The 10512-nt window shown below is 61.7% G+C and carries 17 protein-coding genes and 1 pseudogene; 6 read left to right on the plus strand and 12 right to left on the minus strand.

Annotation, left to right across the window (positions count from 1 at the left end; all coding sequences use genetic code 11):
* From G9C82_RS20485 to G9C82_RS20505, 5 genes and pseudogenes are all read right to left on the minus strand, one after another.
* Positions 1-1161 (minus strand): annotated as a pseudogene (locus G9C82_RS20485) (hypothetical protein); the annotation flags it as partial.
* 253 nt (positions 1162-1414) lie between these two features.
* The gene (locus G9C82_RS20490; RefSeq protein ID WP_127015245.1) at positions 1415-1750 is read right to left on the minus strand and encodes a hypothetical protein; all 336 of its coding nucleotides are present in this window, start codon (positions 1748-1750) and stop codon (positions 1415-1417) included.
* Positions 1747-2424: a hypothetical protein gene (locus G9C82_RS20495; RefSeq protein ID WP_127015246.1), complete on the minus strand. Its 678-nt coding sequence runs from the start codon at positions 2422-2424 to the stop codon at positions 1747-1749. The genes G9C82_RS20490 and G9C82_RS20495 overlap by 4 nt, the downstream gene beginning before the upstream one ends.
* Positions 2421-2699, minus strand: a complete 279-nt coding sequence (locus G9C82_RS20500) for a hypothetical protein (protein WP_127015247.1) — start codon at positions 2697-2699, stop codon at positions 2421-2423. Before G9C82_RS20500 ends, G9C82_RS20495 begins: the two co-directional genes overlap by 4 nt.
* Positions 2696-3139 carry a hypothetical protein gene (locus tag G9C82_RS20505; RefSeq protein WP_127015248.1) on the minus strand — a complete coding sequence of 148 codons (444 nt, stop codon included), beginning with the start codon at positions 3137-3139 and terminating at the stop codon, positions 2696-2698. Before G9C82_RS20505 ends, G9C82_RS20500 begins: the two co-directional genes overlap by 4 nt.
* Positions 3140-3614: 475 nt before the next feature.
* Between G9C82_RS20505 and G9C82_RS20510 the strand changes: the two genes are divergently transcribed.
* Positions 3615-4196, plus strand: coding sequence for a hypothetical protein (locus G9C82_RS20510; RefSeq protein ID WP_127015249.1), 582 nt, complete (start codon positions 3615-3617; stop codon positions 4194-4196).
* A 38-nt stretch (positions 4197-4234) separates the two neighbouring features.
* On the opposite strand, the gene G9C82_RS20515 is transcribed toward G9C82_RS20510, so the two are convergent.
* Positions 4235-4618, minus strand: coding sequence for a type II toxin-antitoxin system VapC family toxin (locus G9C82_RS20515; protein ID WP_127015250.1), 384 nt, complete (start codon positions 4616-4618; stop codon positions 4235-4237).
* On the minus strand, positions 4615-4839 hold the full coding sequence (locus G9C82_RS20520; protein ID WP_127015251.1) for an antitoxin VapB family protein: 225 nt from the start codon (positions 4837-4839) through the stop codon (positions 4615-4617). The genes G9C82_RS20515 and G9C82_RS20520 overlap by 4 nt, the downstream gene beginning before the upstream one ends.
* Positions 4840-4986: 147 nt before the next feature.
* Between G9C82_RS20520 and G9C82_RS20525 the strand changes: the two genes are divergently transcribed.
* From G9C82_RS20525 to G9C82_RS20540, 4 genes are all read left to right on the plus strand, one after another.
* Complete coding sequence (locus G9C82_RS20525; RefSeq protein ID WP_127015252.1) at positions 4987-5328, plus strand: hypothetical protein; 342 nt, start codon at positions 4987-4989, stop codon at positions 5326-5328.
* Positions 5325-5465 (plus strand): hypothetical protein, encoded by a 141-nt coding sequence (locus G9C82_RS20530; protein ID WP_164734808.1) that lies wholly within the window; start codon positions 5325-5327, stop codon positions 5463-5465. The genes G9C82_RS20525 and G9C82_RS20530 overlap by 4 nt, the downstream gene beginning before the upstream one ends.
* Positions 5462-5764 (plus strand): hypothetical protein, encoded by a 303-nt coding sequence (locus G9C82_RS20535; protein WP_127015253.1) that lies wholly within the window; start codon positions 5462-5464, stop codon positions 5762-5764. Before G9C82_RS20530 ends, G9C82_RS20535 begins: the two co-directional genes overlap by 4 nt.
* 143 nt (positions 5765-5907) lie before the next feature.
* Entirely contained in the window at positions 5908-6168 is a 261-nt protein-coding gene (locus G9C82_RS20540; protein WP_127015254.1) for a hypothetical protein, read from the plus strand.
* Between the two features lie 748 nt (positions 6169-6916).
* Here G9C82_RS20540 and G9C82_RS20545 read toward each other — a convergent pair.
* Positions 6917-7180: a hypothetical protein gene (locus tag G9C82_RS20545; protein WP_127015256.1), complete on the minus strand. Its 264-nt coding sequence runs from the start codon at positions 7178-7180 to the stop codon at positions 6917-6919.
* Between the two features lie 314 nt (positions 7181-7494).
* Positions 7495-8100, minus strand: coding sequence for a site-specific integrase (locus tag G9C82_RS20550; RefSeq protein ID WP_127015257.1), 606 nt, complete (start codon positions 8098-8100; stop codon positions 7495-7497).
* A gap of 219 nt (positions 8101-8319) precedes the next feature.
* On the opposite strand from G9C82_RS20550, the gene G9C82_RS20555 reads away from it, so the two are divergent.
* Positions 8320-8733, plus strand: a complete 414-nt coding sequence (locus G9C82_RS20555) for a hypothetical protein (RefSeq protein WP_127015258.1) — start codon at positions 8320-8322, stop codon at positions 8731-8733.
* Between the two features lie 64 nt (positions 8734-8797).
* On the opposite strand, the gene G9C82_RS20560 is transcribed toward G9C82_RS20555, so the two are convergent.
* The 3 genes from G9C82_RS20560 to G9C82_RS20570 all read right to left on the minus strand — a co-directional run bounded on the left by G9C82_RS20560 (position 8798) and on the right by G9C82_RS20570 (position 10454).
* A complete protein-coding gene (locus G9C82_RS20560; protein WP_127015259.1) occupies positions 8798-9187 on the minus strand; it encodes a hypothetical protein in 390 nt (129 codons plus the stop codon).
* Positions 9184-10047 (minus strand): ParA family protein, encoded by an 864-nt coding sequence (locus tag G9C82_RS20565; RefSeq protein WP_127015260.1) that lies wholly within the window; start codon positions 10045-10047, stop codon positions 9184-9186. Before G9C82_RS20565 ends, G9C82_RS20560 begins: the two co-directional genes overlap by 4 nt.
* Positions 10048-10232: 185 nt before the next feature.
* Positions 10233-10454 (minus strand): hypothetical protein, encoded by a 222-nt coding sequence (locus G9C82_RS20570; protein ID WP_127015261.1) that lies wholly within the window; start codon positions 10452-10454, stop codon positions 10233-10235.
* Between the last annotated feature and the right edge of the window lie 58 nt (positions 10455-10512).

Below are 10512 nucleotides of genomic sequence, written 5' to 3' on the forward strand. Positions count from 1 at the left end.
TTTGGAGGTTTTCAGACGGACGTCGCGCGGTTCCAGCCGGTCGACGGCTTTCAAAACGTCGCGAATCTCGTCGGTGGTTTCGTCCTTCCCGGTCGCCCCGGGAGTATAGCCCTCCAGGTCCTCACGCTTGCTGTCCGTGTCGTGGTCGACCTCCGGTTTGTCCTCGTATCCGTTCGCTTCAAGAATCGCCCGGAGCGCGTCGTCGTCCCACTCGGCGACCTCGGTCCCGGTCCCGACGAGGTGGTCGCCGGTGGTGATATTGACGTGCTTATTGGCGTATATTTCGATAGCGGGGACGTCGTCGTTCGCGCCCCACGGCTCGGTGTCAATATCAAACGCCGCCTGTCCTTTGCCGCCGACCGGTAGCTCGCCACGGTAATAGGCGTGAACCCCAGCGCCAGAACTCGACACGTCGGCGTACGTAACGCCGAGGTGGTCGAGAACTGCACGAAATGCGGGGTGTATCTCACCGGTTTCAGGGTCGCGAACGTCGTCGCCGTCGACGAACGCGTACGGGTCGTCCTCGCGCTGGATGAATAGCCGGCCGTCGAGGCGGGGGTCGTCCTCGGCCATGCCGGCGGTTTCACCGTCGGCGTAATTCTCTGAAAGCCCCCACTTGTACCGGGCGTCCTTATCCGGGTCGGCCTCCGGGTGGTCGCGCTCGGCCCAAGGTGAAAACGGCATTTTCTCACCGGCGAGCCGCCCCATCCATTGCTCGACGTCGAGGAGCTCGGGCGGGTAGGTGTCGGCGGCCGTTTCTGAAAAGTCGACCCCGCCCCAACTATCGACGGTCGCGGGGTCGCCGTTTTGCGGTCCCGTTTCCTCCGCTTCGGGTGTGGGGTTAGACCCCGAAGAACCGGGTTCCTCGCCCTCGTACCCGCCGCTTTCTCCGGAAACGTCGGTGTCCGTAGCGTCGTTTTCACTTGAAACGGGGTGTGTGTCGTCGGCGAGGTGAACGCGGAGGTCGTCGAGGCCGCCCACGGCCTCCAGCGCGTCGGTGTCCCGGACCGCGTCGCGGACCTCGCGCTCGTTGTAGCCGTTCGCCTCGGCCTGTGCGACGAGCTCGTCGACAGGGACGGGGTCGTCCTCGTCGAGATCGCCGACCGTCGCGAGGTATCCGCGGGTGTCGGCGAGGAGTTGCTCCCAGTCGAGCGCGCTCATTGACCGCCTCCCGTGCAATACGCCCCGTCAAAGTGCAGATTAGTCTCTCTCATAGTAGTATAGACAGCCGCCAAACGCCGCCCGCCACGCGAGAGACAGCGCTGTCGCTCGTCGTGGGGAGCAAACGTTATTACAGGGGCGCGAATAGCAGAAAGTACCTTACTCAGTCTGCTGTTACGCCCGTTAGGGGTGGCTTCGTCCTGTCCTTTCCAAATTCCGACGAAACGGTCCGACGTAAGCATTACGGACGGTTTCATTCGTTCCCCTTCTGCGTCACGACACCCGAGGGCCGCGAGCTGTCGCGCGGTGTTTTGAGGATTTTCAAAGCCCCGATCGGGACGGTCCCGCGGTATGCAATCACCGTATCATCTTCGCCGAGTAGGGTGTCGTCCTCGACGACAGTCCCATTCTGGAGCGTTATCGCCTCGGCCTCGGCTTCTACATGACGCAACAGCCGGGATACGACGCCACGGTGTTCGCTGTACACCGTCGCGCGCTCACCGACCTTATCGAACCGGATGATTGTCTCTTTGCACTCCGGCGGTTCCTTGGGTTCGACGACACGCGGCCGGCCGGCCTGTTCGCTCATTCGCTCCCCTCCAGGTACTCCGCGGCGAGGTCGGCGATACGGTCCGCGAGCGGGCCGTCGCTCACACTCCCGTCGGGAAAGACAGTGTGGTCCTCGCCGAGTTTCGGAACGACGAGGACGGCCTCCCCGTCGGCCTCCTCGACCTTCACGTCGGTACTGTTGGCGAGGCGCTCCCGAAGCGCGGCCATGTCCTCACCGAGGTCGCTGGGGCCGAGAACGTCGGCGTCCTCGTCGCCCTCGCCGCTCGGCGTGTTAGCCGCGGCCTCGCCCTCGGGTTCGGCGCTGGGTTCGTTCGTGTCGCCCTCGTCGTCGTCCTTGGGGCAAATTGAGGCCACGCGGCGGAGGCGGCCGGGTGGGAACGCATACGTCGAAAGGTCGCTGGTGTCGGCGAGCGGGAGCGCCTCGGTTGTCTCGACGAACTCCGGCCGGGCCTCGGCGAGCTCGTCGCGGAACGCCACCACGACGACCTCCGCGTCGGCGTCGTACTCTGGGTTGTCGTCGGCGACGGTCGTAACGCCGTCGTGGCGGTGAATGACCCACTCGTCGGCCGCCACCGGCGGCGTGTTCACGACGACAGCGTCGTCCGCCTCGTCGTCCTCGCGATCGCGGACCACGTCGAGGACACCGAGCGGGGGCTCCCGCGCCGTGTCCGTGGTGTCGGCCTTCGCGCTCATCGGACCAACCACCCCCGCCGGCCGTCGTCCTGTGCTACTGGGTCCGCATCGCTTAGGTCCGCGTGTGGCGCGTCGTCCCGGGCGTCGAGCCACGCCTCGACGGCGTCCTCGTGCTTGGGACCGGCTCGCGCCCAACCGAGGACGTAGCTCGCCGTCGGGTCCGGGTGAAACTCGACGAACTGGAGGAGCCGCCGGCGCTCGACGCCGAGCCGCTCGGCGATCGTAGCAGCGGTTTGCCCGTGTCGGTCGTCGACCGTTCGGGTATCGGCGCTCACTTGGCCCCACCCCCGTCGACCGCAGCGAGGCGGTCCGCTGGGAATGAATAGGACCCAACAGCGCCGAATGACACGGCGTCTTTCACGTCCTCGACGGTCCGCCACCCGTCGAGTGTTGCCTCCAACTCGTCGGTATAGACGGCGTCGACCACAGGCGCGCCCGGGTCGTACGCGTCGTTCACGTCCGCCACAGTGAGGCCGTCGAACTCGTCGAGGACGAACCCGTCCGCTCGGGTTCCTTCCCGGACGTCGATAATGAGGAGCTCGTCGCCGTCGGTGTCGCGGTCGCGGACACGGCTCCCGACGGCCGGCAAGGCATACCGGCCGCCGTCAGCGCGGAGATCGGCGTCGACGGCTTGGGCGGTGTATTCAGTCCTCCAGTCGGCGGAGGCGGTCGGTTCGGTTTGTCGGTCGGTATCGTTTGTGTGTCCGGTTTTCATCGAAACGCATTACGGCGCGGCAATCGCTGCAACCGGAGAACACCGACACACCCGCCCATCGGTCGCCAAGGGTGGATATTTAAGACCCTCGACCGCTTAGAACGGAACACGTCGGAACACTCCGGCGCGTCTCAGCAAGCCGGGAGTCGCCGCGGAACCTCACAACAACCTGTCCAAAGTTAGAGGTGAGGTCCCGGGGACTTCCCGGGACCTGTCGTAATCCCAAACAGCGACGCGTAGGTCCTTGCGTCGCCTGGTGGGGTGTAAATTCTACCTTGCTTCGTTGCTATACTATTGCGACTACGGGGACTTAAAGCTCCTGTCTGCACGGGTGTTCGCGTTAGGATGTGCTTACTCAGATATCTGCTCAACAGCCGTCCCAGGGTCACACAACATCACAACCCACACCACCAGCTTTTTGCTAATCCCTGATTAAAAGAGTTTTAACGCAATGTCTCGGATGGTATCGGCCCAATTGGAGGGCAAGCTACTGGAGAGGTACGAGGCGGAGGAGGAGGAGCGGGGCGTCGGAAACAAATCTGAATATCTGCGCGCGCTCCTTCGCGATGGGCTCGACGCGCGCGAGCAAACCGCCTATGACCGGGTCGACCTTCCCGAACGCCTCGCGGCTCGGCTGGAGGACGAGCGCGGCGTCGGCGACAGGGAGAAAGATGTTCTCCGCGAGGTCGTCGAGGACGGCCTCGACGCACGCCGGGGCGACGCCCTCGACGCGATCGGCGCGGGCGATAATCTTCGCCGGCGCGTCGAGAAACACCGGGACGAGGGCGAACCTCTCGACGACGCGATACGCCGCCTTGTCCGTACCGGCGTTGAGAGTGGTGGTGAAAGTACTCTCAAAGACCGGGCGAAGGTGGCTATTATACTCACCTTTGTAATGGCTATACCCACATACGCCGCCGCTGTTGGGAGCCTGGAGAGTGGGGCTATCTGGCTTGGTTTCTACGCGCTGGTTATTGTTCTTGAGCCTTTCATTGCCAGATTAGAAAAGACGGTCCGGAGCGTCTTTTCGCGTGCCGCAGAAACTCTTAGTCGGTAATTGCTACACAGAAACCCGCCCGGCCGAGCGGGCGGACATCAATACCCGTCGACCTCCAGGCCGTCGACGCGGTCGAAATGGCTGTCCCGTGTGACAATCCGCGCGCCGTGGTGGCGACAAACCCCCGCGATTAGCGTATCCCCGAGATTAACCCGTTCCCCACTGTCGAGTAATTCGGCTTCGATAAGCGCCGCTTCTTTCGCTGCTGGGTCCTCCAGGGGCAGGGGTTCGACCCAGTCGAGCCCGCCCGCCACGCGTTCGATTCCCTCCTTGCCGGCCGTTCGTGCAGCTCCGCGGTATGCCTCAAAGAGCGCGAGCGTGGGCGCGAAAAACGGTTTCTCCTCGTGTTCGTCGAGGTACTCGGCGGTGGCCTCGACGCCGTCGAGATAGTCTAAGAGAAAACTGGTATCGAATACTATCATCGGTCGGTCCGCTCCCGGAGATCGTCGTCGAGCTCCTCGCGCGTACTTTCGACGGCCTCGCGGAACCCGTCGACGTCCTTCATTGCGCCGAACCCGGCCATGAGGTCGCGGTCGTCGCCGGTAAGCCGGAGAATTGTATCTGTGAAACTCTCGTCGTCCTGTTTGTGTTCTTTCAGCCGCTCATACGCCTCCTCGGTGATAGTCAAACTCTTTGTTCCCATACATGTACCTTTAGACGTACACCTACTTATTTATTGGTGGAAATCATAGGGTGTAGTAGACAGCCCGGTCGCGTCGCTCGCCGTTCGCTATCGCGCGGATGAATAGGGCGACGCCGGAGGTGGAGACTCCGACGCCGGCGCTGTCAGATGGATTCAGACAGCATGACGACCAACGCACCCCGTTCGGGTAAACCCGACGGACACGACGGTATCGACGCGCGACAGTACAGCCAATACGCCAACGCCGGCGATAATGAAGCTCCAATTTTGTGGGCGCAATTGGAGGGCGACGGCCCACAGTCGACGACTATGGAGGGCGAGGCCGCGGTCGAGGTCCAGGGCGACGCGGTGAAGCTCACGCTCACCGCCGAGTTTTCCGACGCCGAGCGCCTTCTCGACCGGGACGTCCTTTCAGTCCAGTTGTGCGGGAAGGATATGCCCGAGGAGCCGGCCAAACCTCCAGAAAGCGTGCCGGAGGCCGACCGATGAACCCGACCGACAGCCGTGTGACGGCGCGGATTATGCAAACCGCCGACGGGACGACCTACAAAGAGTATCGGGCGGGCGGCCGCGTATTCCGCTCCCTGGAGGCGCTCAAAGAGGCAACCCGGAGGCGCGAGCAATGAGTAACGACGGCGAGGACGGCGTCCCGGAGCGGCTCTTTATCGACGGGGACGCGCCACCGATCGACGAGGTTACGGCTCAGATTCCAAACGCCGGGACGGGCGAGCTCGAACTGTTCGGCGGCCGCGACACCGTCGACGTAACTGTCCAACCGATTCGCGAAGACAGTGTCGACGAGGACGTCGCTATCGGGTTCACACTCGGGGCCACAGGAACCGCGAGCGTGTCACTCCCCGAGGACGAGGCGCTCGCAGTAGTTGATTCGATACAACAGGCGTTAGAGGTCGAGAGCTACGAATAATCCCGTCCGCGGCCGTTCACGTCGAGAAAACCCCTACCCTTGCGGGCGACAAACAACCTTCGCCGAGGCGCTCAGTGTCGTGGTTTCTATCGAACCAACAAAGCGTCGATACTTCTATAATGGGAACCGTGGACGCGGGAGGTATGCCTGATGTGGCAATACCGATTCGGCGCAAGGTGCTAAACACGCTCATTATGCAAACCAGCGAACAGAACGAATGGACAACCCGCTCGGCCCTGGTAAAACCGTGTGTCCGAATCGGCGACCTATCGGGGCCGGAGATCGACGCGGCGCTCGCCCAGCTCGACGGGGACGGATATGTCGAGGTCCGGGGCGAGGAGATACGGGTCGCGGATGGTGCCGATCGGACGCTCCGCGGTGTGAAACAGCGGCAGAACGCTTAGGCGCTTTTCTCCAGGCGTGTTACCCCGTCGGCGTCGGTCCGAACTTTATATTGAGACTCGACACCGGCCGCTAATCGCTGTCGTGTCGCCGGGTTTGCACACGACGGACACCCATGTAGCGCCCCGTCGTTCCCTTTCCGAACGCGATAGTATCGGTTTGATACGTGTTCGCCACAGTTGTCGCACGACGGCATAGCTGCGGCTTTGCGCCATTCAAATGAAATAAAGCAGGGGTAAATACTCTCGCGTGGAGCGGTGAGGTACTGAATCCGACAGACGGCGGCCGAGTACAGTTTTTGGTTCCACCATTCTGCATCGGCGAGATAGATATAGTACGCGTCAATATGCCCGCGACAACAACAACGACATACATCATCAACGGTAACACCCAGCAGCTTACTTTCACCCTCCCCCACTGTCTACTCTTACTCTAAAACACGCGCGTAACGGATGAAAGAATTTGAACACTTCCGACGGCAGCGGACAGGTGAACCCTTCCAACGACAGCAGGGTGATTTCTGAAGCGTAAGCCGTTCCGACACCCACCCCCACCACCGCCCCACTCTGTACTACGCGCGCGTGCCTCCGCCAGCTCGACGAGCGGCGAGGGCGGAACCGTGCCAGCGAACTCGGGTTGTCGGGTGATATACCTGCATTGTTCGCTTTCTGAAAAGACACGACAGCCCCGGGGCTCTATCTATTCAGGAATACGCGCGTGCGAAAGTCGAGAGAATTGAGTGACGGCGGCCTATGGGTCGCGCCGTATCTCGCCGGGGTGTGGCTCGCGTTCGACGCCGTCGGCTGTCCGAAACTCCCCGTCGCGGTGTTCGATATGGCCCTCGTCGAGGAGCGCGGCGATCGCGGTTTCGGCCTCGTCGGGCGAGAGGCTTCCGTGGGCGACGGTATGGATGTACAGCGACCCGCGTGGTGTCCATTCACCCTGGTATTCGTTTGTTTGTGCTACCAGTGTGTTGAGGACGGTCCGCTCCGCTGGAGAAAGGTCACTGTCCATACTGAATCAAGGGACGGGACAGGGATACGTTCACCGCCCACCGAGGGGACCCCTCCGCTCATATCTGAAACACACGCGCGTTAGAGCCCACGGAACAGTGGGCTATAGCACACAGTACAATGCGTCACGCGACACGGTACAATAGGCTACAGCACATGGTACAATGGGCTACGGCTCACAGTACAATGTCCTGGGGGAGGTTTATAAAATCACACCAGCGGACGCTTCCCGCCGTGCGGTTTGAAAGACAGAGAACACACACCGGGGTGTACTATACTATATACACCGAGCCGGCCGGCGGCTCATTCCAGCTCTCACAGTCCGACGTCGCTCATTGATTGAATGATGTTCTCCTCGGTCGGGGCGGCGAGGTACGGCTCGATCGCGTCGTAACTCGACCACCCACCGAGGTCCATAACGATACGCGGTGATACGCCCTCCTCGACGAGGAGGTGGTTCGCCCAGCAGCGCCGAAGGTCGTGGCTCGACACCCGGCGGTAATCCTCGTCGCCGGTTTCTGCTGCGGCGACCTCGGCGGCGTCCTCGACCCAGTATTGTATCGCTCGCTTCTTTCGGTCGACGAGCGGGTCGTCGTCGGCGAGGTCGTTCTCTTGGACGTATCTGTTTATTGTCCGCTCGAAAGCGCGGGGGAGCCACGTTTCACGTTGTTTCCCCTCGGCGTACTCTCCGGTTGTATCCTTCCCACCGACGACCTCCAGCTCGTAGTGGCGGCCGTCGGACATTCTGGAGATATGCCTCGGCTCGACGTCCCGGACCTCGCTCACCCGGAGGCCACAGTCGCCCATGAGCCGGAGCGCGATTTCTTGAACGTACCCGTCGGCCGAGCGTGGTATCTCCTCGTACTCCCCCCGGCTCATCCAAACGTTGTATGTCCCGTCCCGGTTTCGGTCGGTTCTCATTATTGCGTGTTAATTGTGGGTTTCATGCAACTAATAGCGACAGGGTAGTTACACCGTCAAACTGATTCCGGCCGCTCACGGATTCACACGCCGCTTTCGGTTTCTACGGTTGCGTGTTTGTAGAAAAGCGTGCAATAAGTGCGGGTGTTTTTCAATTCCGGCGGGGGGCCATGTCTTCCCAGCAAAGGGAATAAGCATCTGTCTATTGACAAATAGAATATGGTAGACCCACTGGCCACCTCTGCCCTATCCGGCCTCGCGAACGCCGCAGGGAGTAGAGTTATCGAGTCATTCGTCAAGGGCGAGGATGACCATACAGAGTGGAAGCAGCAAGTAATAGACGCGGCCACTGAGGCCGAAGCCGCCAGAAGGTTCGCCGTGGATTTAGGACACTACCCGGATCGGGATGGGTTGAAACAAATCATGGGACAGCTCGGGAAACAGATCGCGAAACTGGAAGTTATCGGCGAGAGGCGAGGGTATCCCGACGAGGAGGTCGAACGGGTCCACGAATTGGCCGAAATATGTGGTAACTACGCGACAGCGGAAAATTACAACTCGGGCGCTGCTGAGAGAGAACTGTCTGATGAATTGCCCGAGGTCCTTGAGCAAATATACGCGTTTGTAGAGTAACCCCGTTTACCAATTGCCCACGCCAGCCATTTCTATAGGATTCTACAGGTATTCCTATAGGAACCTATAGCCCGCGTGTAGCGTGGTCTTGGTTGGCTTTCCGGGCGGTTTCCATATCATCGGGCGCGGCCTCCCGGAGGCCGAGGCGGAGGGCAAGGCGAAGGACCTCGCTCCGGTCGGGCGGCTCGGTCCCGCCGAGGTCGAGCTCCTCGCGAAGGGCCTCGCCGTACGCCTGGAGGTGTTCGGGGTGGTCCTCCAGCGCGGCCATCAGCGCGGCAATATCGCCGTCCCACACGGACACCGTCTTTTGACGCCCACCGTCGTCGATTTCCTCCAGATACTCGACCATACTCTCGCGGAGGTCCTCGTACACGTCCGCCCCGGCGGCCTCGTCGAGGCGGTCGCCGTGGTCGGTCGCTTCCCGGAGTTGGTCGAGGTCCGCGTCGTCGCTCACTGTTCGGCCCCCTGGAGGCGCTCGACGAGGACGTCCGCGGCGTCGAGATACGCCTCCCGCGCTTCGGTGGCTGTCGTACTGGGGCCGGGGTGTGCAAACGCTGTATGGCCCTGTTCGGTCGCGTTTCTAATGTCCTGTGAATAGGGGACGTACTCCGGCGCGATCGCCTCGGGGTACTCCTCGCGGAACGCTTCGAGATACTCCTCGGCCAATTTCGTTCGGGTGTCGACTTTGTTCGGGAGGACGAGCGAGAGGTCGATCGCGACGTCGAACGCCTCGCGGATTTTGTCGAGGTCCCGGCGAAGGGCGTCGGCCTGTTCGGCCTCGAACGGTCCCATTTCTACGGGCGCTATCACACTGTGAGCCGCCCACAGTCCGTTATACGACACGTTGTTAGTGAGCCCCGGAAGGTCAATGAGGACGACGTCGTACCCCAGCGGGTCGACGTACTCGTCGAGGAACGCCTCCAGGCGGGTGTACCGCTCCCGAGCGTCGTCGATATTCCCGAGCTCGGCGTCGAGGCTGTCGAGGCCGGGGTGGGCCGGTATCAGATCGACGCCCTCGTCGGTCGAGAGAATGAGGTCGGCCGTCGCTTTGTCGCCGAGTTTCTCCGCGATCGTCGGCCATTGGTCGTCGAATACCGTCGCGATATTCGGCCATGCCTCGTCGTTCGCTATCTGTTCCTGGTACTCGTCGAACACGCCGAGGTGTTTCCCGAGGTCGCCCTGTTTCCCGGCGAGGTCAATCAAAAGAACGTCGTGGCCCAGCTCGTCGAGCGCGACGCCGAGGTGTGCGACCGTCGTGGTCTTGCCGGTCCCACCTTTGTCGAGGAACGTCGCCGCGCGTAGTGTGTCGCTCATGCCTATAGGATTCTATAGGATTCGCTATAGGCTTGAAACCACGTCAGACAAACAGCGTACGCCGCCTATAGGTTCCTATAGGATTTCGTTGTATCGCGAGGCGTAACCCTCCCCCACTGGGCATGTCTGTGCATAACGCGCGGGCGTGGGCCGGTCGCTCAGATTTCGCTAATCCGAGCGGGCGCTCAGAGCGTTTTCATTCCGAACGCCTCGGCGACGGGTTCAATCTTGAATTGGTACTGTCCATACGCGGCGTCGAGGTGCTGGGGACCGACGCCGTCGATACACTCGTCGCAAAGTGGGTACTCGTCCTCGGTCGCCATGTTGGGCTCGTCGCTCCAGCGTTCGTATACCCAAAATACGGCGTCGTCGCCACACGCTTCACAATCAAACGGGTTCTCAGCCATACGCTGTACCCTTCCAGCCGGGCGAGAATAACATTCAGTTGTGCCATAGCCCGAACAC

This window comes from Haloarcula sp. R1-2, assembly GCF_011627385.1.
Classification (GTDB): Archaea; Halobacteriota; Halobacteria; order Halobacteriales; family Haloarculaceae; genus Haloarcula; species Haloarcula marismortui.